Origin of the sequence: Paenibacillus wynnii (assembly GCF_030812855.1) — a bacterium.
GTDB classification, from domain to species: Bacteria; Bacillota; Bacilli; order Paenibacillales; family Paenibacillaceae; genus Paenibacillus_AQ; species Paenibacillus_AQ wynnii_A.
Genome location: NZ_JAUSTK010000019.1, coordinates 1 through 25,636, shown reverse-complemented (window position 1 = coordinate 25,636; position 25,636 = coordinate 1). Strand labels below are relative to the sequence as shown.

General features: G+C 46.0%; 23 protein-coding genes and 1 pseudogene. 5 read left to right on the top strand and 19 right to left on the bottom strand.

Translation table 11 applies throughout. The features are described from left to right. Nucleotides 1–142: 142 nt before the first annotated feature. Entirely contained in the window at nt 143–922 is a 780-nt protein-coding gene (locus J2T20_RS17130) for a carbon-nitrogen family hydrolase (RefSeq protein ID WP_307590401.1), read from the top strand. Between the two features lie 703 nt (nt 923–1,625). On the opposite strand, the gene J2T20_RS17125 is transcribed toward J2T20_RS17130, so the two are convergent. Together J2T20_RS17125 and J2T20_RS17120 are read right to left on the bottom strand one after the other, a co-directional pair. Continuing rightward, the gene (locus tag J2T20_RS17125; RefSeq protein ID WP_307590399.1) at nt 1,626–2,552 is read right to left on the bottom strand and encodes a lipoate--protein ligase family protein; all 927 of its coding nucleotides are present in this window, start codon (nt 2,550–2,552) and stop codon (nt 1,626–1,628) included. Next, nucleotides 2,533–3,537: a copper amine oxidase N-terminal domain-containing protein gene (locus tag J2T20_RS17120; protein ID WP_307590397.1), complete on the bottom strand. Its 1,005-nt coding sequence runs from the start codon at nt 3,535–3,537 to the stop codon at nt 2,533–2,535. Before J2T20_RS17120 ends, J2T20_RS17125 begins: the two co-directional genes overlap by 20 nt. Before the next feature lie 139 nt (nt 3,538–3,676). Between J2T20_RS17120 and J2T20_RS17115 the strand changes: the two genes are divergently transcribed. Then, entirely contained in the window at nt 3,677–4,564 is an 888-nt protein-coding gene (locus J2T20_RS17115) for a CHAD domain-containing protein (RefSeq protein WP_307590395.1), read from the top strand. A gap of 61 nt (nt 4,565–4,625) precedes the next feature. On the opposite strand, the gene trxA is transcribed toward J2T20_RS17115, so the two are convergent. The 9 genes and pseudogenes from trxA to J2T20_RS17070 all read right to left on the bottom strand — a co-directional run bounded on the left by trxA (nt 4,626) and on the right by J2T20_RS17070 (nt 11,180). Beyond that, nucleotides 4,626–4,961, bottom strand: coding sequence for a thioredoxin (gene trxA / locus J2T20_RS17110; protein ID WP_373457821.1), 336 nt, complete (start codon nt 4,959–4,961; stop codon nt 4,626–4,628). Then, nucleotides 4,942–5,322, bottom strand: a complete 381-nt coding sequence (locus tag J2T20_RS17105; protein ID WP_307590393.1) for a MerR family transcriptional regulator — start codon at nt 5,320–5,322, stop codon at nt 4,942–4,944. The genes trxA and J2T20_RS17105 overlap by 20 nt, the downstream gene beginning before the upstream one ends. 93 nt (nt 5,323–5,415) lie before the next feature. Continuing rightward, nucleotides 5,416–6,609 (bottom strand): Ger(x)C family spore germination protein, encoded by a 1,194-nt coding sequence (locus J2T20_RS17100; RefSeq protein WP_307590391.1) that lies wholly within the window; start codon nt 6,607–6,609, stop codon nt 5,416–5,418. After that, nucleotides 6,606–7,697 (bottom strand): GerAB/ArcD/ProY family transporter, encoded by a 1,092-nt coding sequence (locus J2T20_RS17095; RefSeq protein ID WP_307590389.1) that lies wholly within the window; start codon nt 7,695–7,697, stop codon nt 6,606–6,608. The genes J2T20_RS17100 and J2T20_RS17095 overlap by 4 nt, the downstream gene beginning before the upstream one ends. Before the next feature lie 29 nt (nt 7,698–7,726). Continuing rightward, the gene (locus J2T20_RS17090; RefSeq protein WP_373457820.1) at nt 7,727–9,490 is read right to left on the bottom strand and encodes a spore germination protein; all 1,764 of its coding nucleotides are present in this window, start codon (nt 9,488–9,490) and stop codon (nt 7,727–7,729) included. Between the two features lie 134 nt (nt 9,491–9,624). Next, on the bottom strand, nt 9,625–9,759 hold the full coding sequence (locus J2T20_RS17085; protein ID WP_307590388.1) for a hypothetical protein: 135 nt from the start codon (nt 9,757–9,759) through the stop codon (nt 9,625–9,627). Nucleotides 9,760–9,860: 101 nt separating this feature from the next. Further along, nucleotides 9,861–10,250 carry an SDR family NAD(P)-dependent oxidoreductase gene (locus tag J2T20_RS17080; RefSeq protein ID WP_307590386.1) on the bottom strand — a complete coding sequence of 130 codons (390 nt, stop codon included), beginning with the start codon at nt 10,248–10,250 and terminating at the stop codon, nt 9,861–9,863. 53 nt (nt 10,251–10,303) lie between these two features. After that, nucleotides 10,304–10,735: pseudogene (locus J2T20_RS17075) on the bottom strand (helix-turn-helix domain-containing protein); the annotation flags it as partial. Nucleotides 10,736–10,844: 109 nt separating this feature from the next. After that, the gene (locus J2T20_RS17070) at nt 10,845–11,180 is read right to left on the bottom strand and encodes an SDR family NAD(P)-dependent oxidoreductase (RefSeq protein WP_307590384.1); all 336 of its coding nucleotides are present in this window, start codon (nt 11,178–11,180) and stop codon (nt 10,845–10,847) included. Between the two features lie 442 nt (nt 11,181–11,622). Here J2T20_RS17070 and J2T20_RS17065 point away from each other — a divergent pair, with 442 nt between their 5' ends. Continuing rightward, nucleotides 11,623–11,922, top strand: coding sequence for a hypothetical protein (locus J2T20_RS17065; RefSeq protein ID WP_307590382.1), 300 nt, complete (start codon nt 11,623–11,625; stop codon nt 11,920–11,922). A 112-nt stretch (nt 11,923–12,034) separates the two neighbouring features. Beyond that, nucleotides 12,035–12,319, top strand: a complete 285-nt coding sequence (locus tag J2T20_RS17060) for an ArsR/SmtB family transcription factor (protein WP_307590380.1) — start codon at nt 12,035–12,037, stop codon at nt 12,317–12,319. Nucleotide 12,320: 1 nt separating this feature from the next. Here J2T20_RS17060 and J2T20_RS17055 read toward each other — a convergent pair whose 3' ends face one another. Then, nucleotides 12,321–13,145 (bottom strand): AraC family transcriptional regulator, encoded by an 825-nt coding sequence (locus J2T20_RS17055; protein ID WP_307590378.1) that lies wholly within the window; start codon nt 13,143–13,145, stop codon nt 12,321–12,323. A 116-nt stretch (nt 13,146–13,261) separates the two neighbouring features. On the opposite strand from J2T20_RS17055, the gene J2T20_RS17050 reads away from it, so the two are divergent. Beyond that, nucleotides 13,262–16,390 carry a glycoside hydrolase family 2 TIM barrel-domain containing protein gene (locus J2T20_RS17050; protein ID WP_307590376.1) on the top strand — a complete coding sequence of 1,043 codons (3,129 nt, stop codon included), beginning with the start codon at nt 13,262–13,264 and terminating at the stop codon, nt 16,388–16,390. Nucleotides 16,391–16,619: 229 nt separating this feature from the next. On the opposite strand, the gene J2T20_RS17045 is transcribed toward J2T20_RS17050, so the two are convergent. The 7 genes from J2T20_RS17045 to J2T20_RS17015 form a co-directional block, all read right to left on the bottom strand. Then, nucleotides 16,620–18,176, bottom strand: coding sequence for a response regulator transcription factor (locus J2T20_RS17045; RefSeq protein WP_307590374.1), 1,557 nt, complete (start codon nt 18,174–18,176; stop codon nt 16,620–16,622). A gap of 28 nt (nt 18,177–18,204) precedes the next feature. After that, nucleotides 18,205–19,944, bottom strand: a complete 1,740-nt coding sequence (locus J2T20_RS17040) for a sensor histidine kinase (protein ID WP_307590371.1) — start codon at nt 19,942–19,944, stop codon at nt 18,205–18,207. A 73-nt stretch (nt 19,945–20,017) separates the two neighbouring features. Beyond that, nucleotides 20,018–20,851 carry a carbohydrate ABC transporter permease gene (locus J2T20_RS17035; protein WP_307590369.1) on the bottom strand — a complete coding sequence of 278 codons (834 nt, stop codon included), beginning with the start codon at nt 20,849–20,851 and terminating at the stop codon, nt 20,018–20,020. A gap of 3 nt (nt 20,852–20,854) precedes the next feature. Continuing rightward, complete coding sequence (locus J2T20_RS17030) at nt 20,855–21,736, bottom strand: carbohydrate ABC transporter permease (RefSeq protein WP_307590367.1); 882 nt, start codon at nt 21,734–21,736, stop codon at nt 20,855–20,857. An 85-nt stretch (nt 21,737–21,821) separates the two neighbouring features. Continuing rightward, entirely contained in the window at nt 21,822–23,171 is a 1,350-nt protein-coding gene (locus J2T20_RS17025) for an ABC transporter substrate-binding protein (RefSeq protein ID WP_307590365.1), read from the bottom strand. A 15-nt stretch (nt 23,172–23,186) separates the two neighbouring features. Continuing rightward, a complete protein-coding gene (locus J2T20_RS17020) occupies nt 23,187–24,647 on the bottom strand; it encodes a glycoside hydrolase family 32 protein (protein WP_307590364.1) in 1,461 nt (486 codons plus the stop codon). Between the two features lie 248 nt (nt 24,648–24,895). Continuing rightward, entirely contained in the window at nt 24,896–25,081 is a 186-nt protein-coding gene (locus J2T20_RS17015; protein WP_307590362.1) for a hypothetical protein, read from the bottom strand. Between the last annotated feature and the right edge of the window lie 555 nt (nt 25,082–25,636).

Here is a 25,636-nt window from a genome sequence, read left to right as displayed (position 1 = left end):
TGTAAAATTGTTTCGCTTAATGTTATATTACACATTATTGATTGACCCGTCAACTAAATAGCATCCTGATGCAGATTGAAAGTTGCTTTAGCGTTGGAGAACAGATAATCTTAATCTATCAGTCCATAGAGGAGGTTAACTGTTGAGAATATCCTTGATCCAGATGGATATAGCATTCGGCAATCCTGAGGCTAATTATTCGGCAGTGGAATTGAAAATTAGGGAAGCTGCCGCTGGAGCCCCCGACTGCCTTATTCTTCCTGAGTTGTGGACCACGGGTTATGATTTAACCCGGTTGACAGACATTGCCGATACTGATGGGGGAATCACCAAGAAGTTCATCTCGTCTCTTGCGAAGAAATATGGCATTAACATTGTAGCGGGCTCTATCGCCAAAATGAATTCGGACGGGATCACTAATAGTATGCTCGTATTTAACCGCCAAGGTGAACTCGTTGGGGAATACAGCAAGCTGCATCTGTTCGGATTGATGGAAGAACACCTGTATTTGCAGCCTGGCGAAAGCAAAGGATTATTCACATTGGATGGTGTACCGAGCGCGGGTGTAATCTGCTACGATATCCGCTTCCCCGAGTGGATTCGGGCCCACATGACCCAGGGTGCTGAAGTGTTGTTCGTCAGTGCCGAGTGGCCGCTCCCAAGACTGTCCCATTGGCGTGCGTTACTAATTAGCAGAGCCATCGAAAATCAGTGCTATGTTGTAGCTTGCAATCGCACGGGTACTGATCCTGCCAATACCTTCGCTGGCCACTCCATGATCATCGATCCGTGGGGAGAAATAGTTTGCGAGGCCTCTGAAAGTGAAGCTATCCTAAGTGGTGTGCTTGATTTGGACAAAGTACGATTGATTCGGCAGCAAATCCCCATCTTCCTAGACAGACGTCCGCATCTTTATATGTAGTTTAGTTTAGTTGCACTTTATACACCTATTTGATGCAAAATTCGCCTCCGTTTGACTTTAGTTGCACTTTATACACCTAAAAACCAACAAAACACGTTTCACAGCCCTAAACCGATGAAATAACTGCATAAAGTACAATTAAACATTGGCTTATAGAAAATGGAGCAACTTTAGTTGTACTAAGTGCACTTATTCGGATAGGTGGCGGTTTGCGTGCGTGGAATAGTTAGTTAAGTACATAGATCGCGGTTTGCGCACGTAGGATAGTTAAGTACATAGTTGGTGGTTTGCGGACGTGGAGTAGTTAGTTAAGTACATAGATCGCGGTTTGCGCACGTAGGATAGTTAAGTACATAGTTGGCGGTTTGCGTGCGTGGAATAGTTAGTTAAGTACATAGATAGTGGTTTGTGCACGTAGGATAGTTAAGTACATAGTTGGTGGTTTGCGGACGTGGAATAGTTAGTTAAGTACATAGATAGTGGTTTGTGGACGTGGGGGAGTTAGTTAAGTACATAAATAGTGGTTTGCGCACGTTAGTAGTTAGTTAAGTACATAGATAGTGGTTTGCGGCGTGGGATCGCTAGGGTGAGAGCATATGCCTGTTCTTCCTAGCTGCGAAGGATCACAAAAAGGCGCTGCAGGCTCGGTAATTTCCCCCGATCCCTGCAGCGCCTGCGCAGTACGTTCCGCCTTCAGCCCATGCTACGCGTAACGTTCCCGCAGCACCCGAGCGGCTTCCAGCACGCGTATGTCTTCATAGTCCAAAGTATAACCTGTCTCCTCTGCCAGGACAGCAGCCGGCTTAACTTGGATACCGCGGTTAGCTAGCACCTGAAGCATAGCCGAAGTAAATACCTCCGTTGTTACCGGGCCGCCCAGCTCCCCTAATCCGGCAAGGGTTTCCGGTCGTACGTCAGGATAGGACAATCCTTCCTGCCCGCAGGCAGCCTCTTCATAGAAGCGGCGAATAAGCTCCCCTCGCTCCTGTCCCGATCCGGAAATAACCACAAAAGCGTGTACAAAATAGGCATGGCTTTGCCGCCGCTGCGCTATTCCGCAGAATTTACGGCCGCCAATCGCCAGATCAAAGTCACCGGGGCAATAGGAGTGAGTAATCTCTCCCGCCTCAATTTGAGCCGCCGCCAACGGGTGAGTGACGGCAACAGCTTCCGTTATCAAGGAAGCCAGCAGGCGGAAATCATCATGAAAGTCCAGCTTGCCGCGGCTTTTCGGCAGAATCAGGGAGATGTTAATCACCCCTTCATCAAGCGGTACAGCAGCGCCTCCTGAATGTCGAACGGCTGTGCGGATTCCCTGTTCCTCCAGCCTTAGCATCGCCAATCCTGCACAGGGCAGCTTGCTGTCCCGGAGTCCTAACGCAACTCCCCCTTGGTGACTCCATATGTGTATTGACGGGAGCACCAAGCCTGCTCCAACATCACGGCACAGCGTCTCTTCAAACGCGAACGGGATCAGCATGTCACCGGATGCAGGCTTCGCCGTCTCCCCGACTCGTTCACCGTTTATCTGCTCTGCAACCTTGCGATGTATATGCTCGAACAGTACCAGCTGCTGCGGAAGCTGGCTCACCTCTGTATATTTCCCTGGATTAGATCGTCCATTGATCATGAATAATGCCCACGAGTACCCACTGACTACCCTCTTCCTCGAATACAAGCCGCAAGCTCTGCCAATCCATACCGGCATACTGCGGATCAAATCCGGCGTAATGATATTCGACAACAATAGCATTTGGATAAATATTATGCACGTTGTTAATTGTGTTACCCGTACCAATAGACACATTGTAACCGATTTGCGGCGCTACTGCGAAGTCAGAACTGTATATAAATCGGTCATAATACCCGGCGAAGTTCAACAATATAGGATCGCCAGTACCATCAAAGGAACCCCAGAGATAGGCTGTATTGTCCAAAGGTGCAGTAGTTAAGGAGCTATGACTCAGTACACGGTCACTAGCTGTGTTCACATAACCGTAAGGGGAGAAGCGAACCCCCTGCTGGGAGCTCAAGGCTGCCAATGCGCTCCAATCCTCATTCTTCAGTGCAGTCACTACCGCATCTGCCGTGTTCTGAATAATCAACTTAGCTGCGGATGGTATAAGCGGCATCGCTATGGAGGCTGTCCATGTCGAAGCATTCCAGGATACCGTCCCACCCATGCTTTCGGCAGAGAAGCGCAGAGGAATATAGATCCTGCCGTTCCGAAGTTCTGCCGGGACGTCAAGTGTTACGGGATTTCCGTCTTTAAAAGCCTCAAAGCTACCGGCTGTCATCCGGGCCTTATGCGCACCTCGAGCAACCGTTGCGGTCAGGGTTGCCTTATTCCAGGTCAGCGCTGCACCAATGCCCTCCGCTACTCCTCTTAGAGGAACCATCACTCTACCCTGCTTAAGATAAGGGGAGTCAGCAAGAGTTAGCTTTATGCCGTTAACTTTAATTACAGGAGTCTTAACTGTGACAGATACGGCTGCGGTGCTTATTCGATCAGTTGCAGCCTGAGCCAGAACCGGATGTTCACCCGCATAGAAACCCCCACATGAGATAAGAAAACTCAAGCCCAATACCCTTGCAATCTTGTTCTTCATCATCATCCTTAACCCTCCTGTCAAAGTTGGTTTGTAATCCGTGTTTGATAATGATAACGTTGTCTTATAGTATAAGACGAGACTCTTTTTCAAAAGGTTACGCTGCATTTCTGAATATAGCCAACAAACTTTTGGAGGGATGCACATGACTGTGGAAGAACTGTCAAGAACTGGACGGATTAGTAAGGCAGAGCAATGGGAACAGGCACTTCATTTACTTTATATCAATTTTCAGGACTATATTAAGGCTGCGCTTAAAAAGTTTGATGAAGAGGATATTCATCAGGCGCGAGTGAACAGCCGCAAGCTTCTTACTTTGTTAGCCATTCTAGATCCAAGTCACTCTTCGGGCTTATTCCCGTACTTCAAACAAGCGCAAAAGCTGCTGGGCAAGGTTAGGGACGATGACGTACTCATTGATTCTTTTAAAAAAAGACGGAAAGACTCCAAAGAAGCCGCGGATACAAAAAGCGCCGAGCTTCTAAAAGCCGTAATCAACTACCAGAAGGAAAAACGCAAAAAACACCGTCAAAGGCTAGCCGATGAACTGCCTAAGCTATTAGGAAAAAAGCTGGATGAACAATGGGACACCTTCCTAACAGTGCTGTTAAAACCCCTGGTAGCGAAGAGAGATGCCAATGTTGTTATGCGTGAGCTTGAGGTTGCTTTTGAGCAAAAGAAACAATCATGCAGAGCTTTATTTCGGAGACCTGAAGGGGACTCAGAGGAAGCCTATGAAGCGCTGCATCAATTGCGAATCGGGGCCAAAGAGCTTCGGTATACGGCCAATGCTGCTGCCTTTGCACTGAATCAGAAATTCCATACCCATGAGCAAATTTATTCGGAGATACAGGAACAGCTCGGACAGATTAATGATAAGCGGGTATGGCTCCAGACTTTGAACCGTATTGGACGCGAGGAGCTGGATATCAGCAAAAAAACTTGGGAAGTCTTCACTGACACACTTAAAGCAGAGGTTCTGGATGCCTTACATCAGGAGGATATAGCTCATCTCATAGGCAAGTCTAAATAAAATGGCATTAAAAAACAGGCAGGGGTCCTTCTTAGATACCCTACCTGTTTTTTATATTTTTTTAAATCGCTTCCCGGCTTAGCAGTTGCTTATTCAACAGGCTTTGATAGACCGACTTTGGACGTAAGCCTACCAGTTTCTCCATAGGTTGGCCGTCCTTGTACACTATGACTGTAGGCATGCTCATCACACCCGCTTCCGCTGCCAGTTCGGGCAATTCGTCACAGTCCACCTTAACAACAGTCACATCGTCACCATATTCCTGATGAAGCTCCTCCAACAAAGGCAGCAGCACCTTGCAGGGAGGACACCACGCCGCACCATAATCCACTAAAACTATTCCGCCCCGCTGTAACTCTGTATGCAGCCATTCGGCACTATTCGCTTGTATTGTCAATTTGTTTCCCTCCCTGTTCTTGCATAATTGAAGCCATACGCTCCTTCAAATTATGCTTGATCTGATTCAACTCTAAAAGCTGGCGTTCAATATCTGCAAGCTTGCTCTCGTATAGAGGCATCACTTCTGCGCAGAAGGCCTCTTTGTTCCTGAGCACACAGTGCAGAAATCCAGATATTTGTTCCGTTGACAGACCCAAATTCAAATACAGCTTAATCGTTTCAACCGTCTCAACAGCAAGAGGTGAATACTCCCTATATCCGTTGGCCTGACGGACCGGTGTAATCAATCCCTGACTCTCATAATATCGCAATGACCGAACGCTAACGCCAGTCAGTGTTGCAAGTTCACCTATTTTCATGTCAGTCTCCCCGGGTTCATGAGAAATGGTCTACCCTCAGTATAAACCCTGACACCAGTGTTAAGGTCAACACTTTTCCATATCCTTTTCCAACTATTCAATCGTTGTTCCGGAAGCCCCATAATCCTTGATGTCGATTTTCACCTCGTACGTAATCGGAGTGTGGCTAAAAGTTTCATCCCAATTCTCATTCACCTTGTTCCATACGTCCGGATGTTGGATATGCAGGGTTCTTCCAAATTCGGCAGCATCTACATGGAATTCTCCTTGCAGTTTAGCCACTGTTTTTTGGACCATCTCTTTCACATGCTTCTCCAGCACTTTCTCATCTTCCTTTATACGAGACTCGTCCAAAGGCTCCCCGCCGGGAACGAACATCTCAATATATCTTCCTGTTGATTCTATCTTTACCTCAAAAGAGATATCGTCACCCTTCATCTTCGCCTTGATTTTACTCCCTATAGTTTTAATCTCATACGTAATAAGCTTATCACTCTCCGGATCATGAATCTTTAGTACTCCACCCTTGCCCCTACCCGTAAGCCAGATCAGGCCCTCCACCTCAGACTCATTCAGGAATCCGATGAGCTTTCCCGTTTTCCCTTTAATCACGCCTGCTCCTGCAAACTTGGGCTCTTTTCCTGAAGCTATAACGTTCTGCAGTATAAAGCTTGTCTTCCCATGCAATGGGCCAATTAATTTAGCTAAAGATAAAGGCTCCCCTATCCGGGAGCTCCGATCTCTGTTGTTATAGATACCTTTAAGCACCAATGAAGGAATTTGATTCGGCAGCGCTTGACTCAGTACCTCACTGGCCTTTCCTTTGCTGACCAACACTAGAACACTTAGTCGAATGTCATTATCACGGGTGAAAAAATCTATAAGCTCGGAGAGATTAGTTGAACGTGCAAGCGACTCCCCGATCACAATGATTTTCAGGTGATGTCCAACGGGGTTACGGTTCGTACGCAGTGAAAGTTCCCGGATAGTCTCGAAGATGGAGTTCCCTGTTTCAGACATATTGTAGTAAATTTTAGATTGGGTCCCATCTCTCGTGGAGCCAGATGAGCCTTCGGGAACAATGAATTGATAGGTACAAGTCATCTTATTCCGTTTCGGATATTTGCCGCCCTTTTGCTCAAATTCCTTTTCCATTCCAGTTTCATCTGCAGCGTCCAGAGCAATGCCTACCTGTACATTTAAATCCTCAATGGGTGAACTGCTCCAGCAACCAGAGAGCAGAACACCTCCTGTCAGCAGCAAAAGGATTAGTCTCCTACGTCTCATGATCCTACCCTCCTTAAATACGCGATAATCAGCAGAGGCAGAGGCACGAAACCGAATATTACGATGGCCCAATTCCCATTCATCGCCCCAAGTGAAAATAGCCCATTAATGTTTGGTGGAAGCTGGGAAATGATATAAGCTAATGGCAACAGGACAAATAAGGAATTGTGAAATTTCCTATTCATGGTTTGGGATAAGCCCAAAGCCGCACCATAAAAGCTAATGCAGAACAAGCAGAAAATTTGCATGATCCAGATCGACATCAGCAGGGACTCAAAACGTTCAAATATAAGATAATCCACTTCAAAGCTGCGTATTAAATCAAGGAATGGCCAAGTTCGAGTGGTGACCCCATCAACGGAAAAAGCACCGATTGTCAAGACAACAGCTAAAACATAAAATACTGTTGCTATAGCCGTCCCTCCAATAATGACCTTTACGGCTTTCTTGGGCTTCTCCATAAAGGCAGTAAGAAACAGCATAGCTTCCCCTAATGTAAAAGTAACTTCTGCTGGCATAATGCCCTTCCATACCGGTCCTATTCCCTCACCAAGGACGGGCCGTAAATTATTGACGTCAAAGACCTCCAGACTAATAAGGCAAACTCCAAGGAAAATGGTCCATGTAATCGGAACGATGAGTCTGCATAACCGGGAAACTGCGTTGATTCCTCCCCTGCATAAGTAGAGAGCAATCCACATAAATGAGGCATCTATAGCCCAGGCCGGTGTTCCCTCAAGCAGAAAGAAACCCGTTACCTCCTGTACGGTTCGCACTTCATAACTGGCAATAGATAAAAAATACACAACGATAGCTATATTCAGACAAACTCCCAGCGGCTTGCCAATAATTTTTCCGATAAATTGAAAGAAGCTCTCACCCGGAAACCGCTGACACAGCTTGACCATTATGATCCCTGTCAACATCGAGGCTATACCACCCAAGATAACAGATATCCATACATCAGGCGTCCCCGCAGCCTCCACCGTCGTGCGGGGAAGCGTTAAAATACCTGCACCCACTATATAATTGACCATAACAATCATCGTTTGACCGGTTGTTATTTGATCACGTGGCTTGGTATCCATATTCTCACCCTCCAATTTCTCTTATTTTCTCAACCTTTTCTAATCGGGTTCTTTGGTTTCAGCAGGGCCGGCCTGCGTTTCATAAATTGCAGCGGCAGCCGTATAAAGAAATCTTTCCAGTCGTTTATACGATAAGGCACCACCACCCCAACATAAGGAACACCAAAACTCTTCAGTTTGATTAGATGGGAGATTAGTAAAAGAAAAAATAAAATCACCCCATACAACCCGAACATAGCTGCTGAGAACATAACTGCGAATCTTAGCAACCGCAAGGTAATGCCGGCGCTATACATGGGCATAGAGAAAGAGGAAATAGCCGTTACTGCAACAACGATTACGAGGATCGGGCTGACAATCCCTGCCTCCACCGCAGCTTGGCCAATAATGAGGCCGCCGACGATTCCCATCGCTGGACCTATGGGTTTAGGCAGTCGCAGACCCGCTTCCCTTAATATCTCAATAGAGACTTCCATGATCAGCGCTTCAATTAATGTAGGGAAGGGTACCCCCTGACGGGAACTAAGAATGGATATAACCAGTTTGGTAGGAATAAGCCCAGGGTGGAAGGACAGGAAGGAAATGTACAAAGAAGGCCCGAACAGGGATATAAATGCCGCAAAAAAGCGGAGTACACGAAGCAATGAGCCCGGTAACCACCTGTCATAATAGTCCTCTGGAGATTGCAGCAGCATGCTGAATGTAACGGGCATAATTAACGCAAATGGTGTTCCATCAAGGAGAATAGCTACTCTTCCCTCTAGCAATGCTGCCATTACTCGGTCAGGTCTTTCTGTATTCTGAATTTGCTGAAAGGGACTGAGATAGTTGTCTTCAATCAACTGCTCCACGAAACCTGATTCCTGGACATCATCAATATCTATGGTTCGGATTCTTCGCTCTACTTCCTCAACAAGCTCCTGATTCGCAATATCCTTCATATAAGCCAAAACCAATTCTTTTTGAACCCTTTTTCCTACGGTAAAAGAAATCATAGCAAGTTCTGTGGTTTTCCCATGCCTGCGCAGCATTGACGTATTGTCACTAAGTGTCTCATTGAATCCGATCCGTGGACCACGCAATAACGCTTCTGAGACCGGCTCTTCTCCCCCTCTTGTTCTCCCTTTGGGCGTCCCAAGCACAAATACTTCTTTCATCCCATCTACCATCAGAACCGCTGTACCAAAGAGGACTTTCTGTAATGATTTCATTAAATGATCGGTATACCCGATCTCTGACACCAGAATCACTTGATGCACTAGAATATCTTTCAGGGATGCTGCGTCCGGAGCGATTGTCATCCCTTCAAAAGGCCGGTCAGCGTACATTAATGGCTTCAAAATATCGCGGTCCATTCCCTCCTTATCCGTAAGCCCTGCCAAAAAGAAGAGTGCTGCCTTAATCTTTAAAGGACCAATGTAAAATTCCCTCACACTTACATCCGACATATCCCTAGTTATGTCCTTAAATTGTTGGAGATCTTCCTGAAAGCGTCCGGTAAATACCTCGCCCGAGGCTTCTTCCTCTTTGCCAAATCCAGTATTTGTTTGGACATTGTCTCTATTTCCACCGGAGGATGGAGTGCCCTTCTGTACCTTTTCTCCAGGTTTCTGTGCACTTGGAACCCCGCCACCCTTACGGCCTGCAGCTTTAATTCCTCTCCGACTCATTTGTCCTTCCTTCAGTCCAAGCCACTTTACAGCAATGGTTATGGCAACAGGGACAACGAGGATAAACAGTCCTTGGATAAGCACTGTCCAGCTTGGAAAGAAGTCCATAATCGTATTCCACACTAGGATTACCTCCTTTATAGCTCGTTGTCCTATTTTTACCAAAGCAGAGCAATTCATGCATACAAAGAAGAACAGCGCAAAAAAGAGCCCAACCGCAGCTTCCGCTACAGTTAAGCTCTATATTTAAACCCTTATTATTTAGTCCAAAGCCTACAAAACTGCTGCTGCCCACAAGCCGCCTGTCTCATCTCTCCGTCATGCGGATATTCTGCAAGGACCGTTGTTTTCAGATAAGGATGTTGTTCAAAATAGTACGGCTCCTCATCCATTACGAAGTCCCCAATCCCCTGCGGAAGCGGATGATCCGAAAATTCGTTATAGGATATAACGAGTGGATATGTACTAAGGGCTTCTTATGAGTTGGATTCACTTACCAAGGCCAAGGATTTCCCTCCAGATCCAAGTAAGCGGGTTCCTGACTAAGATATTTCTGGGCATCCTGGACAATCGTCATGATTTTGCCTGCTGACTCCTCCGGAGGCGTGGTCGCTTCCGCATTTTTTTGCCCGTTCATATAGCTCTGCAACCAGCCCGGATGGAATACCATGACCTGCCCGCCCAGCTCCTTAAGATGATTATGCATCAATGAGGATTGCATATTGAGCGCACTCTTGGACATACAGTAGCCATACATATTGGTACGTTGATTCCGGCTGATACTGCCCGCCTCCGAGGAGATATTCACGATCAGCTTCCGGGAGCTTTGCAGCAGCAGACCCATCAGAGCATTACTCACCCGCAGGGCGCCTAAGGTATTCACGTTTTGAATACTCCCGCCACCTGTAGAGGTGGAGGATTCTTGGGTAGTTGCTTCCAATGAAGCAGAGTTATGATAATTCTATTTCCCAATGCAATGTTGCCGTTGGTCTGTTTCGTGGTATAGCTTTGTACGGGATGCTTACGGCTTTTAAACCGTGGAGCCTGATTCTGTTTTTTAAAGAACCGATCAAAGCTATCTGCCACGTGTCGAACGGCGGATTGCAAGGCGATACTATCCACCGTTTTGAGCCAATCAAACTGCCCTTTGAGAGTAGGAAGTTGTGTGGCACAGGTGTTGTAGGATAAGCCTTTTCCTGTTGTCGCATAGGTATTGTTCCATAGTCCCAAAAAATGATTGAACACAAAACGGCAACAGCCAAACATCTGATGAATGAGTTGCTGTTGTTCCTTTGTCGGATAGATTCGGTACTTATAGGCTTTATGGACCCGTATTTGTGTACCAAAATCTTGATCAGATGCCAACATGCCACACATCTCCTTTCAAAAGGGTTATAGGAATATATTAGCACATATGTTCGGTTTCTTAAACCACCGATTCAACCCCAACCTATAGAGGTAGGGGTGTTTTTGGCTTTTATTGATAAAGTCGACTAATAACCTCATAATCCAGTTCCACGAGCATCGTGGCATCATCATCCTTATGGATAATACCGGCGTTGTTAACGATGAGATCCACATGGCGGGTTTTGCCGGCAATGAGGCGGGCCGCCCGTTTGACACTATCATCATTGCCGATATCCAATGGAACAAGCTCCAGCTGTTCAGGGAATTTATCCTTTAAAGCCGTTAACTCTTCTGACTGTTCCATGTACTGTCCAGCGAAAACCGTATAATCATGTTCCAAAAGCCACTCCGAAATATAAAATCCCAAGCCCCGATCGGCACCCGTTACACAAGCGATTGTTTTCATTAAACGTGGACACCCCTTATCTATTAAAGACATGATAGTGTGATTGCATCTTTCTCACCTTAGCACGATGTAAGCGCTTTTTCAACGCCCCTACAGTACATCAACATTACTCACTGAAACAAAAAAAGAGCATCCTGCACCAACAAAGATTATAACCGTCAATAAATAAGGATTTAACTCATTTTTCCATTATTCCTGCCTAATTTTGTGCTCATTTCAGCCAAAATGAAGTTTTTCCGTTTTTTACAAATGGTTAACCAAAGAGTATGATTCGGATTAAATCCAAACTAAATGAATGCACGCGACAGCTAACCTCGTAAGCGCATAAGAGAGAACCATGATCCGCTAGCTTATACGCGAGGTTTACTATAACTGCGCCTATAAACCGCAAGCAGAGGTCCTCCTCTGTATGCGGTTTTTTGTGCCGAAAGGAAAGTGTAGAATGACAGCCCCCTCGCTCAGTCATAGTCGAACCAATGCCCATTTGTTTGCTGAATTTGTGCAGAAGTATAACGGCAGCGTATATTCCCTGAGTTCCATATTGACGGAATCCTTAGTGAAAGCAGAGGAAATAACTATCCACACCTTCACGGAGCTCCACAAGTCTTTTCAGCAAGACCAGTTTAACCCTCAGCTTGGTCCTACCAAGCTTACCAACGATGTATTCGGGAATGCTCTGCTTTCCTGGAAAGCAATACGACCACATCCAAGATTCTGTTCAGAAGTGTACGCGAAAAAATGAACGGAGAAATTAAACATTCCTATCCTTATGATTCCCCGGCTTAATGAGCGCTTGCTTTGTAAATCGTTATATATTAATGTTACGATAGTTTTTGAGAGAAGGTGCTGTTGCAGTGGATAACAATTTCAAGAAATATGACCATGCGGCTGAGACGCTTAAGTGTCTTGCTCACCCTGTACGCTTATGTATTGTAAAGGGGCTGATGCAAAAAGGCTCGTGTAATGTGAGTTTCATGCAGGAGTGTCTAGAGCTGCCGCAATCCACAGTTTCTCAACATTTGCAAAAACTGCGCAGCGCCGGGATCGTTGAAACCGAGCGTAATGGACTTGAGGTCATCTACACTGTGAAGGACGAAAAAGTAAAACGTCTGGTTCAGATATTTTGTGGAGAAGAATGATTCAATTCAACCCATGTAATTGTTTGAACTGTTCAGGGGACATGCCGGTATATCGCTTGAATTGGGCGCTGTAGTAACTTGGATGCTCGAAGCCTGCCATTTGGGAGATTTCCTGAATCCTTTTTCCGGTTTCCCTGAACATAAGCGCTTTGCTCAGATTGACTCTTTCCTGATTGACGTACATCATGGGTCTGATATTCATACTTTTTTTGAAAAGCAAACACAAATACTGCGGCGTGATCCCTGCGGTATCCGCAAGTTCCTGTAATGACAGCGGTCTATGCATGTTCGCTTCAATATATTGAAGCACCGGCGCCAGCCGATCCGTATGGCGGTCACGGCTCTGTGAACCCGTTAATTGTCGGCTTAGATCCAGCAAAAGAGCGTAAAGCAGCTTCGAAAACTCCATGTCTTGACCCGCTTGTCTCGTTTCGGCTATGGCTAACATCCCCCAAAGATTCGATAGCAGCATTTCACCATTCACTTGTCTTACCCCAGAACTATGGATACCTCCAAAGACTAAAATCCGGGCTGCTTCCCGCCCATTAAAGGATACCCAAGCAAGCTCCCACGGTTCGTGGAGCGGTCTATAAGTATGCGGTACGCCGGGATACAAGATAAAAGCATTCCCTGCGCCAACCTTTATTCGACTCCCCTCAACCCACAACTCCCCCTCACCGCTAATGACTTGATGATATTGGAAATCAGGAAAACCCTCTAGACGCACCATTTCCACCTGATGATCCCAATACCCTACGGAGGATACATATAGAGGCAGTTCTTCCGTCAGCTCGTCAACCTTACTGAAAACCATTTTACTTTTCATAACGACTCCGTTTCATATTGTTATAGTCACTTGAAAATACTTGCATATAATTTAGGAAATCAGGTCTATATAATGTGAATATAATATAATTCAACTATACGGCAGGAGTGCATGAAATGCGAAAAAAACTTGTCTATTCACCCCCTACCAACGGGTACCCGGAATGGAACAATAATCCCGAATGTTTTCAGATCAACCGAATGGATGCCCGTGCTACGTGGATACCTTTTGATACAGCAGAGGATGCTTTACATGGAGACCCGCAATCCTCGCCCAACTATGTGTCTTTGAATGGGATGTGGAAATTCGCCTATGCAGAGACTCCGGATCAACGCATAAGCAACTTTTATGAGAAAAACTATGATTGCAGCTCTTGGGCTGAACTTACCGTTCCCTCTCACTGGCAAATGCATGGATATGACTATCCTCAGTATACGAATGTACGGTACCCTTGGAGTGAACGTGAGCCAGAGCTGAAACCTCCTTTTGCTCCTACTCAATATAATCCGGTTGGGTCTTATGTACGAACCTTCTCCGTACCGGAGGACTGGAGCGGGAAGCCTGTTTTCATCAGCTTTCAAGGTGTGGAGTCTGCCTTCTATGTTTGGCTCAATGGAGAGTTGGTCGGATACAGCGAGGATACCTTCACTCCTGCGGAATTTGATTTAACCCCATATCTAATCCCAGGTGACAATAAGCTTGCCGTTGAAGTGTATCGTTGGTGTGACGCCAGTTGGCTGGAGGATCAGGATTTCTGGAGACTTAGCGGCATATTTAGAGATGTCTATCTATATACAACACCGGAAGCCCATATCTATGATTTCTTTGTTCGGACAGAACTGGATGAGCAGTACCGGCATGCTGAATTGCAGCTGGAAGTGAAGCTTATTGATTATTTTGAAAGAACCGTTGAGGCTGTTATTGTGCATGCACAACTTTATGATCACGATCAGAACGCTATCTTTGATCAGCCGCTTTCACAGACAATCCATTTCAATGGCGCTTCTACCCAGACACTCCATCTCTCTTCATCTATTATTGACCCGTTAAAATGGAGTGCTGAGCATCCGAATCTATATACGTTAGTGTTGTCTTTGCATCATGTGGATGGAGAGCTTGTGGAAGCCGTTAGCTGCCGTGTTGGCTTTCGTACATTCGAGCTTAAGGATGGTTTAATGAAGATTAATGGAGAGCGGATCGTCTTTAAGGGCGTGAACCGCCATGAATTTTCATGTGATACCGGCAGATCGATTGGTATCGATGATATGGTGCGGGATATTCAACTGATGAAAGCCCACAACATCAACGCCGTTCGGACTTCGCATTATCCGAATCAGACCCTATGGTATGACCTTTGTGACCAATATGGGCTGTACGTAATTGATGAGACCAATCTGGAGACACATGGTTCGTGGACCTATGGACAGACTGACTTAGGCGGAAATACGGTACCCGGCAGTAGACCTGAATGGCGCGAGAATGTACTGGATCGGTGTAATTCAATGCTTCAAAGGGATAAAAACCACCCTTCCATCGTCATCTGGTCACTCGGTAACGAGTCGTTCGGCGGTGATAATTTTGTGGCTATGCATGATTTTCTTAAGAAAGAAGACCCCTCCCGGCTTGTCCATTATGAAGGCCTCTTTCACTATCGCGAGAGCGATGCAGCCTCGGACATTGAGAGCACCATGTACATTAGTCCGGCTGATGTGGAACAGTATGCGCTTAATGATCCAAAGAAGCCTTATATTCTGTGCGAATACAGCCATGCAATGGGCAATTCCTGCGGGGGATTGCATCTGTACTGGGATGTATTTGAGAAATATGATATTTTACAGGGTGCCTTTATCTGGGACTGGATCGATCAGGCGATCCGGGTCAAGCAAGCTGACGGGTCCGTGCATATGGCCTATGGAGGAGACTTTGGGGAATCGCCTCATGACGGTAACTTTTGCGGTAATGGCTTAATATTCGCTGACCGTTCAGTATCTCCAAAGCTGTATGAGGTCAAGAAATGCTACCAGAATGTTAAGTTTGATACTGTCGATTCAGAGCGAGGCATTTATCGGGTAACCAATCAAAATCTATTCACAGATTTGGCAGAGTACGTACTGGCTTGGGAAGTAAGCTGTAACGGCAATCCTGTGCTAAAAGGCACAGTTGACCTTGCTGTACCTGCAGGAGAATCGGCAGAAATTTCGGTCCCTGTGGTCGATGAACCTAACCTGCAATCAGAGGGCGAGTATGTCCTCACGTTTAGCCTGCAGTTGAAGAAATCCACCCTTTGGGTGGGAGCGGGCCACGAAGTGGCATGGGAACAATTCCTACTGCCTGCGCCTCAGTTTAAGCCGGGACAGGATCATGACTCTGTTTTGACATCAGATCGTGGTGTGATTGTCGAGGAACAAGCAGGACAGTTAACGGTTCAGGCCGCGGATGTCACCGTTCAATTCAATTCTTCAAGCGGCTTTCTAATCTCTATGCAAAATAAAGGCAAGGAACTGCTGCTTGAACCTGTCCGTCCGAACTTCTGGCGTGCAGTTACGGATAACGATCTAGGCAACAAACTTCCAGCACGCTGTGAGATCTGGAAAACCGCTGGAGAGACTGCTGTATTACGTTCTTTTGAATGGTCCAAGGATAGCGATCATGTTATTATCCGCGCAGAATATCAATTGCTAACCGAACCCGTGTCTACGCTCTTATTAGAGTATAAAATAAGCAGTAAAGGCTCCATAGAAGTCTTTGAAGAATTGACACCGGGCTTAGGATTGCCGGAGATTCCTGAGATTGGTTTGATGTTAATCGTAGAAGACAGACTCGACACCGTTTCCTGGTACGGTCGAGGACCGCATGAGAATTACTGGGACCGCAAAACAGGAGCCCGCCTGGGTTACTTTTCAGGACGTGTTCAGGATCAGTTCGTTCCGTACATTCGGCCTCAAGAGTGCGGCAACAAAACCGATGTGCGGTTTGCCAGCATCACAGAGGGTGCAGAAGGCTCAGGATTCCGTGTAGATGGCGATCCTGTACTGGAACTAAATGCCTTGCCATGGACACCTACTGAGCTGGAAGCGAATGATCATATATATAAGCTGCCAGCCAGCAATAAAACCGTTGTGCGTGTGAATTACAAGCAAATGGGCGTCGGCGGAGATGACAGCTGGGGCGCAAAGACGCATGCGGAGTTCACGCTGCCGGCAGATCAAACTTATGGATTTCGGTTTAACCTTCGGATGGTGTAAGTAAGGAACTAAGTAATAGCAAAAAAAAAGGGTCTCCCATTAGCCGATTCAAGCATGGCTTTTTTGGGAGACCCCTCTTTATCTATGTGGATACATACATCACCGTTATAGGAGTTCTACCTTCCTATCACTCACCCATCCAATTTAGAGCTTTCCTCATCCGATAGACGACCTCTGCACTTTTATGAATTTCCCTAGCCGAAATTCGAAAATCACTGCTCTCGTTCGTTTATCTCATCATATGGTCATCCCTATACTGACCAGGACTTACACCCACATGTTTCTTGAAAACTTGGCAGAAATACCGCTGATTATCATACCCGACGTTCTGCGATATTTTAGAGATTTTGAAACTGCTTTCCCTCAGCATCTGTTTCGCATTCTGAATGCGTAGGAAGGTGACATATTCAATAATCGTCTGTCCCGTCGATTTGGAGTATAAGTTGCTTACATAGGAAGAGTTGAGATCGAATCGATTCGCCAATTGATCGAGTTGAATATCTTCATGATAATGGGATTCCAGATAGGCTTTGATTTCTTGAACCACCTTTTCTTTCAGGGTGGTTTTCGTTACGTTCAAATAAAATTGCACACTCTGCGCAAAATCCTGGCACTGTTTCTGCAAAGACGCCCAGTTCGGCGCTTCCAGTATCCCGTCAATCAGTCGCGTCCGGTCTCCGATTACGATCTCGATCTTGATCCCATAGTCCTGCTCGATCAGATCGAGTAACCGGTTCACCCAATCTATGCCGGCCTTCTTCAGGGTAATAGGAGCGATCAATCGCACCGTCCCCCATTCCGTCCAGCGTACGAGCATCTCTTCGAACTCTTTCTGTTCATAACGGACGAAGGATTGTATTTGGTCGGACCAATCGGAGATCAATCTCTCGGAATCACGGGTGATCTCAAGCCAACTGTTCCCATCCATTACCGGAACGCCGAAGAATAAACCCATTTGACATGCCTTGTCGGCTGCCAAAAAAGAGATGTGCGCATGCATGATTTCGGTTACAACCGGACCGATTCCAAACGACAATGAAATATCGTCCGATGAGCTGTCATTCGAAAACGTTTCTGCTGCAGCCATCAGAATATCCGTTAATGGCGCGTATTCCTCTAGAGCTGCCATGCATAATAAGATAACTTTCTGCTGCTCGTAGAGCAGATCCACGACGATTCCGCGATTCGCCAAAAAGCTGAGGAGAGCATCCATAAGGTCATTGTTCTTCATTCGTTCGAGCCAAAGCATCGACGAGCTTCCGAACACGATGGCCGCAAACTGGTCATATCGTTCGTATGGCGTCTGATCGAACGACGGTCGCTTTGCGTGGACGATTAGATCAGTAAACACCGCCCGATCTAATGCTCTTGCAATTCGAAGCTCAGGGCGATTTCCCGTTTGATCCGCTTTACGTTCCAGGCGCTCGACCGCCCTCGAGACGGTCTTGGTTACTTCCTTGAGTTCTGCCGGCTTGATCAGATAATCTACCGCCTCCAGCTCAATGGCTTCTTTTGCGTATTCAAACTCGGAATATCCGCTTACGATAATACATTCCGCCTTGTGGCCTTTCTCCTTTAGAGCACGGATCAGCTCGAGCCCGTTCAGGCCGGGCATCCGAATATCTGTCAGGACAACGTCTGGATCCAATTGAAGAATCCGTTCCAATGCTTGTTTGCCGTTATTTGCCGTTCCCACGATCTGTATCCCGTATGCGTTCCAATCAATCAAGGCCGATAATGTTTCTACCACAAGCTGTTCGTCATCCGCTATAAAAAGTTTATACATGATGCGTTCCCACCTTCATAGCCCGACCTTAATCCATTATGCCGATCTCAAGGGTAACTTTGGTGCCGGTGCCCGGAACACTGTCTATGTGGATCCCCCGGTCTTGGCCGTAATGCAATTGAATCCTTTCCTGTATGTTCCTTAAGGCGTATCCCCTCGGCTGCATAACAGTAGGATCAAAACCCACTCCGTCATCCTCGACTTCGAATACAAGCGTTTCCCCTTCAATTCGGCCCCGAATGGCAATGTTTCCTTTGTCCTCTTTCAACTCAATTCCATGAAAAATCGCATTTTCTACTAACGGCTGAATAAGCAGTTTTAGCATACGATTATGCTCAATTCCCGGTTCGAGGTCGATTGTCACCTCAAATTTTCCGTTATAGCGGATATTCTGAATCTCCAAATAATTTTTCACTTGGTCAATTTCATTGCCGACAGTCGTAATGTAGTCCCCGTTGTTCAAGCTTAATTTGAAAATGTTAGAAAGAGACATGACCATTTTGGAAATATTCTTAGCACCGATTCTTTCCGCCATCAAATAGATAGAATTCAGCGTATTGTATAGGAAATGTGGGTTGATTTGACTCTGCAGCGCATGCAGCTCCGCTTCCTTCTCCTTCAGCTTGGCTTCGATCAATTTATCCGATAATTCGGTATTAGTGCGGAAGGTCCGTAAGAATTGATTGCCAATTTTCCCGATTTCGTCTTCCTCTTCAAAGAGGATTCCTTCAATTTCATCCCGTTTGACCGCTTTTCGGGCGACGGAGGAGAGCAAGGTCAATTGCTTCGTGATTCGCTTTGAGATCAAATACGAACCATAGGCGGCAAGCAGGAAAGCCAACAGCGTCAATGAGATCGTAACATTACGAATCAAGACGATTTCCGAATTGATATTCGAATAGGGGATCATACTGACCACTTTCCACCGGGTTCCCGGATTCGTATCGAAGGTGATGACATATCGTTCTCCGCCCATTGTTTCGATGCGGGTGCCTTGTTCAGGCAAATCATAGAGCAGGCTCAATTCCTTTTTAGAAATCTGTCTTAAATTGGCGGTACGGGAATTATGGTAAATGACTTTATTTTGCTCCAGAATCATCAAATGCCCGTTTTCCGCATTAGTAATGTCTTTGAACATTTCATCGAAGACGCGTCGATCGATTGAAATGATCAACATGCCGATCGGTTCGAGTGTATCGAGGTTATTTAATCGTTTGCCGAACAGCAGTAAGTCTGGACTGTTCTTGATGATCCGGACTTCATCACTGTTCAGCCACAATCCCCGCCCCCCCATGCCGCTCACTTGGCTGTACCATTTCGACCGGGAAACAGCCTGATAGATATTGTCGTAAGTGAATCTGTCCCATTGGCTCGTGACAATGAGTTCCCTTTTCCCGCTGCCTACGTATACGTAACGTATATACGATTTGTTGTTTGTAATATTGACAACCAGATTACGAGTGGCATTCTGGAGGTCATAAATTTCCTTAAAATCATCCTTGTTATAGGATAGGAAGGTTTGAACGTCTCGTGAAGACAACATAAGTTTAGAGATCGTCTCAACGTCATTCACGAATGTTTGGATATTCCAATTGATGGAGCCCAGCAAATTGGAGGTGGTATCAGACACCTTGTTCTCTACCACCTTGCTCAAATAGACAAAGGTTACGGAGGCGATAAGGACAAGCGGCAGCAAGGAACAGGCGATAGATAATATGATAATCTTGCTTCGGATACTGATCGACAGAAATGGCCGGTTTATTTTCATGATATCCCTCTGGCTGAGAAAAGTATAAAGCCTGGTACTTTCAGTATAACTTGTACCAAAGCTATTTGGGAGATCAACCTTTAGTCGCTCCTGCGGTCATGCCGGAAATAACGCTCTTGTTGAAAATGAAGTACACAATCATGGTCGGGATTGTCGTGATGCTGATTGCGGCGTAGGTCGCTCCCCAATCCGTCAATCCGTACTGGCCGATATAATCCATTAAGCCAACCGGAATGGTTCGCGATTTCAGGTCGTGAATAAACGTATTTGCGAAGATAAACTCATTCCAGACGAAAATCAGATTCATGACAACAACCGTAACGATCGTATTGCGCGATAGAGGGAAAATCATCCGCCAGAAAACCTGGTAAACACCGCAACCGTCCATAACGGCGGCCTCCATAATCTCGTTCGAGATATATTTATAGAAGCTGACGAACAGATAAATCGAGATCGGCAGTGCAAAACCAACTTGGGGTAAAATTAGGGAAGTGAGCGTATTGATAAGTCCCGTTTTGTTATAAAGAATGAAAAGCGGTATAAGCACGACTTGGATCGGGATCATGATACCGCACAGGAATAAGAACAACACGCTTTGACTCCATTTAAAACGCATCTTCTCAATAACGAAAGCGGCCATGGCGCTGAGCAGGATCACTAGCACGATGGTTGTCACGGCAACGATGATACTATTGAAGAAATAAGTACCTAAATTCCCTTTGTTCCAAACCCTGAGATAATTTTCGACTGTGAATCGGCTGGGCAGACTAAGCGGATTGTTGCCAGAAAAATCGGTAGGCGCCTTAAAACTAGAGATGAACACCCAAATAAGCGGATAAACTTGAATGACAAGCAGAGCAAAGGAAATAATCACGAGAATCGCCTTGGAATAGCTGGAAGGTTTCATTTTTCAGGTCTCCTTACTGTCCATCATCCGTCTGATAAAGGCGACTGCAATGAGGCTTTCAATGACAATAAATACGGCCATAGCGCTGCCGTAGCCGAAGTTCAGACTAGAGAATGCGGTTTTGTACATATATGTCGGCAATAACTCCGTCACGCGGCCCGGCCCCCCGTTCGTCATGAGATACGGAATGTCGAACCCTTTTAAAGCCCCCGTAGTGGCCATAATGACAGAAACCATCAGTACCGGCTTGATCATCGGCATTTTGATCGATCGAAACAGGTTCCAGGAAGAAGCTCCGTCAATTCTGGCGGCTTCCTCGATATCGGAAGGAATGGAAATGAGCGCAGTATATAAAATGATCATATAAAGACCGATATAACGCCAACCTTCGGGTATCGATACCGCAGACAACGCCCACTTCAAGTCGGAAAGCCAAGGCCTGCTCCAGTCTCCAAGACCGATCTGCTGCAGACAAAAGTTCAATATTCCGACAGGCTCGAACGAGTATACGTTCTGGAACAACTGTGCTATAGCTACCGATGTGATAATAGCGGGAGCAAAATACAACGTTTTAAATAATTCTCTGCCTTTGGTGATGCTAGTCAGCAAGATGGCAACCAGCAAACCGAGAAACACTTGCATCACCACAATAATGAACACATAGATCAAATTGTTGCTGAATGCCTTCCAGAACGTCTTATCTCCGCCGAACATCTTGGTATAATTGTCAAAGCCGATATAGACCATATCGGAAACCCCGTCCCAGGAGAAAAAGCTGAAGTAGATCGACCAAAGGATGGGCGCTAGAACGGTGAATAAATACACGAGTAATGCCGGCAGCAAGAAGACTAGAACGGCTTTGTGATTGCGTAGGACTTTATCCATGCCTTCCTCATTCCCCATTCTAATATTGTTTTTTACTTTCATAGCCGGCCAATCGAATCTCGGTTGGCCAGCTTGATCAGCAAAGTTATTTGAAATATTTCGGAGCGTTTTCCTTAATGGCTTGATCCATTAATTCCGCAAATTCATCCGGGGTGTGAGCTCCAAGAGCCAAGGCATTAAGCTCGTTGCCAAGCAGTTCATTTGTGGCCGGGTCCAGGCGCGTATCCCACGGAACCGCAAAGACATTTCCAGCTTTGGCGATTTCGTCTTGAATGTTATAGAAAATTTCCGGCATTCCTTGTCCTTGGTCAACCGAATAATTAAAAGGGGAGAATTGTCCTTTTTTCGTATAGGCTTCCGGATATTTCTCCAGGAGGAATTTAACGAATTCCTTCATCGTATCATCGAAGGTCTCTTGGTTGAATGCAACACCGATGCCCGAATTGATAAAATAATCGTTATCCGCCGTCTTGGCCCCTTCCATCATAGGAAGCCGGAAAAATCCGATGTTGTCCTTCATTTCAGCACTGATTTTATCATTTGCGAAATTCATCGTTTCCCATGAACCCATGTAATAGATACCGGTTTTACCAGCTAGGAACAGGTCGCGTGCCGCGGTGTAATCGGTCGCAGTGAACCCTTGTTGGAAGTACCCTTTAGTACCCAGTTCGTGAACTAACTTTATACCTGCCATTCCGGCCGGATCCTTGAATGATGCCTTGCCTTGCTTGACGCTCTCGATAAAGTCATTACCGGTCATGCGGAACGGTTTGTATGCCAGGTACCGAAGAACCGGCCATTTGTCCTTACCGTCGACGGCAATCGGGGTGATCTTGTTCTGTTTCAGTGTCTCGGACACCTTTATGAACTCATCAAACGTCTTTGGCGGCTCAAGGCCGAGATCCTTAAACATCTTAATGTTGTACCAGAATACCTCGATCCCAAATTCGAGTGGGAGCGTGTACATGGAACCGTCAGCGAACTGTTGATATTGCAAAGCAATCGGACGGAAATCTTCATATTTCCCAAGATCTTGCAGCATCTTTTTCATGTCCACCAGCTTGCCTTGCTCTACCAGCTTGGAGGCATAGGCATCTGGATCAGTATCGAACATAGCGGGCATCTCGTTGCTTGCGATCAATGTCCGCAGTTTCTGCAAATAAGATGGACGATCGCCTGTGCCTTCCATAACCAGCTCAAATTCCGGATGCGTTTTGGAAAATTCGTCCGCAATTTCCTTTACGGTAACAGCCTGAGGGCCATCTACTCCGCGGGCGACAAACCATTTATACGTTTTCTTGTTCGCCTTTTGACCCTTATTTGCCGTTTCTGCAGCGTTGTTATTAGAGTTGTTATCCCCTCCGCATGCGCTCAGCAATGGTATCAGGATAACAAGCGATAATGCGAGACTCAACCATTTGACGTAACGTTTCATCTATAAAACCTCCTGTTAGTTGGGAATCGAAATAGATGCCTGTTCAAATTGCGCTTGGCCTTCCTGGACAAAGCAACCCCAGTTACCGGTTTTCAAATTATACAACCGTGTGGTCATGGCGACCTGATCGGCCAAGTACACAACGCAAACGGAATTCTCCACAACAATCGTGATATCGTAAGCCGTACCGGCTTGTAATTCTATCGGCACCTCCAACTCTACCGCATGTGGACGGTCACCGTCGATGTGCCATTGCGCCTCACCCTTCACCCGGCGGGGCCACATATCGATTACCAGACGGTTATGAATGGGTTCAAGGCGAATGTAATAGGCTTCATCTAGATCCTCGCTTGCGCGAAGCATGATGCCACAGCTTCTGGTCCCTTCGGAGAAGGACAGCCGGGTCGAAATCTTGCAAACTTCGGGCATGGAGCCGGCTGATATGCAAGAGAATGTTTCATTAGCCCCCGTACTTATACGTCCCTCTGACTCCTTCCAGTCCCCAAGCCGCGAACCCCACACAGCAGCCTGCTTTTTAGCAAAATAATGGGAAACGGTCTCGGGTATGCGAACCGTTAACGATCCATCCGGTTCTTGAACGACTTCGTGTACGACCAAATTACCGGCCCATTCCCAATCTGCGTAATCATCCTCGTTTTCCTTGCTTGGATCCCAACCAAAAGCGTACCGTTTGTTTCCGTCACTCCATGTTTTTGCGGCATAGAATGCTCTGGCGTCAAACGCGTCGTTTCTCGGGGCCGTCCAAGGTCCGCTGAGCGATTTGCTCATACGGTAATGGGTGACGAACCGGTCCGAGAACGTGGAGTAAACCAGATACCACCATTCTCCGATCCGGAACAAATCCGGGCATTCGTGTGTCACGTACATTTTCGGATCCCAGAAAGGTTTACGGATTTCCCATTTCTTAAGATCCTTGGAAGCGCACAATCCAATACTCCCCCGGCGCCGGGATGGACCTTCTTTGTTCCTTGCTGCGAGAAGCATCCAATACTCTCCCGCCTCTTCGTTCCAGAAGACGAAGGGATCGCGCCAATCATGTCTTTCATATTGAATCCCGTCCGAATAGAAGGTATCTTCGGGAATTTTCCGCCACGATTCCATATCCGTGCTTACGGCGTGCATGATGCATTGGAGCGGCACGCCGTCCTCCACGAATTCCGGGTGTGGATTGAGGCCGGTGTAGTATAGATGGTATTCTCCTTCGGCTTCGATAATGGAGCCGGTATAACAGTTCATATCTTGCTCACTCACACTTCCATGCTTCAGCATTTCGCCTTTTTCTTCGTAGTGCACGAAATCGCTTGTGCGGAGCTCGAACCAGGAGGTTCCTTCACCATGAATTTTCTTGTTCTCCCTCCAATCATGAAGATAGAACAAACGGAAGGTACCGTCTTTGTAGAAGGGGATGAGGTCTCCTATCCAAGCCCCCTCCGGTTTGTAGAACAAATTCGACAATGCATACAACCCCTTTCTTTTATCGTATCTTGATTATAGAACGGGTTGAAAACGCTTTAAATTCTAACTTCTTTATCCTATGTGCAATATTTTTTGTTTTCTAATAATGAAAAGACCAGCTCATCTTCCTTACACCAATTATTGTGGCTCCAATACATTCAGAATAAAAAAAACCAGTGAGATCATGAGTTATGATCTTACTGGTTCATTAGCCGGGGCAACTGCCCCTAGCTTATTTTCTGTACCATTTACTTTTTCCTGCTACCTCTACTAAAGGTCCAGATGGCCATACAGCAGCCTACCATTCCGACTCCAAGCAGAACCGTCTGAACAATACCCAACAGCGGTGAATTTTCAGGGTGAATTTGGGTGCTAAGTACAATTAACAGCGCAGAAGCTGCAAGCACCGCCCCTGGTTGGTTCTTCTTACTCACACTTTCACCTCCTGCATAACGAATAAATGATACATTCCCGAACCCTTACTCGATGCATACATAACCACCGTTTTATGATCAATTGCATTTGTAGTACCTGCAATAACCGGAAACCCCTTAGACTTGATTAGCTTCCTCGCCCTTGGCCAACTATTCTTATCTGAGCTCAGTGGCTGATAATGTACTGATCTGGCTTCTTCTCTAAAGTTGCAAAGACTATAATTTTCTTACCCTTTATCTGACTTCATAGTATTTACAACATTAAGCTTTTCGTCCACCTATATCAACCCCTTTAACGTTCCCTACCTTCTTTACCCCTTCGATTGTCGATTTAATTGTACTTTCTGCAACTAAACTTCTCTCTTTCCACCAATTCGGACTAATAGCTGTATTTAGTACAACTAAACCCAATGATTTCTGCGAAAAGCGCCTAATGCCCCCATTTTAGTTGCATAAAGTACACTAGACATGCACAAATGCTGACATGAAAAATATAGTTTAAATAAATTACTAAAAATGTATAATTATGATTTGTTTTCACTACTCAATCCATAA

What these genes read in the sequence shown, in the direction of transcription:
- J2T20_RS17035 (WP_307590369.1), bottom strand. Translation starts at nt 20,851, where the DNA reads ATGAAACCTTCCAGCTATTCCAAGGCGATTCTCGTGATTATTTCCTTT.
- J2T20_RS17120 (WP_307590397.1), bottom strand. Translation starts at nt 3,537, where the DNA reads ATGATGATGAAGAACAAGATTGCAAGGGTATTGGGCTTGAGTTTTCTT.
- J2T20_RS17070 (WP_307590384.1), bottom strand. Translation starts at nt 11,180, where the DNA reads ATGAAAACAATCGCTTGTGTAACGGGTGCCGATCGGGGCTTGGGATTT.
- J2T20_RS17025 (WP_307590365.1), bottom strand. Translation starts at nt 23,171, where the DNA reads ATGAAACGTTACGTCAAATGGTTGAGTCTCGCATTATCGCTTGTTATC.
- J2T20_RS17050 (WP_307590376.1), top strand. Translation starts at nt 13,262, where the DNA reads ATGCGAAAAAAACTTGTCTATTCACCCCCTACCAACGGGTACCCGGAA.
- J2T20_RS17100 (WP_307590391.1), bottom strand. Translation starts at nt 6,609, where the DNA reads ATGAGACGTAGGAGACTAATCCTTTTGCTGCTGACAGGAGGTGTTCTG.
- J2T20_RS17045 (WP_307590374.1), bottom strand. Translation starts at nt 18,176, where the DNA reads ATGTATAAACTTTTTATAGCGGATGACGAACAGCTTGTGGTAGAAACA.
- J2T20_RS17055 (WP_307590378.1), bottom strand. Translation starts at nt 13,145, where the DNA reads ATGAAAAGTAAAATGGTTTTCAGTAAGGTTGACGAGCTGACGGAAGAA.
- J2T20_RS17125 (WP_307590399.1), bottom strand. Translation starts at nt 2,552, where the DNA reads ATGATCAATGGACGATCTAATCCAGGGAAATATACAGAGGTGAGCCAG.
- J2T20_RS17115 (WP_307590395.1), top strand. Translation starts at nt 3,677, where the DNA reads ATGACTGTGGAAGAACTGTCAAGAACTGGACGGATTAGTAAGGCAGAG.
- J2T20_RS17030 (WP_307590367.1), bottom strand. Translation starts at nt 21,736, where the DNA reads ATGGATAAAGTCCTACGCAATCACAAAGCCGTTCTAGTCTTCTTGCTG.
- J2T20_RS17065 (WP_307590382.1), top strand. Translation starts at nt 11,623, where the DNA reads ATGACAGCCCCCTCGCTCAGTCATAGTCGAACCAATGCCCATTTGTTT.
- J2T20_RS17085 (WP_307590388.1), bottom strand. Translation starts at nt 9,759, where the DNA reads ATGGATGAGGAGCCGTACTATTTTGAACAACATCCTTATCTGAAAACA.
- J2T20_RS17040 (WP_307590371.1), bottom strand. Translation starts at nt 19,944, where the DNA reads ATGAAAATAAACCGGCCATTTCTGTCGATCAGTATCCGAAGCAAGATT.
- J2T20_RS17105 (WP_307590393.1), bottom strand. Translation starts at nt 5,322, where the DNA reads ATGAAAATAGGTGAACTTGCAACACTGACTGGCGTTAGCGTTCGGTCA.
- J2T20_RS17095 (WP_307590389.1), bottom strand. Translation starts at nt 7,697, where the DNA reads ATGGATACCAAGCCACGTGATCAAATAACAACCGGTCAAACGATGATT.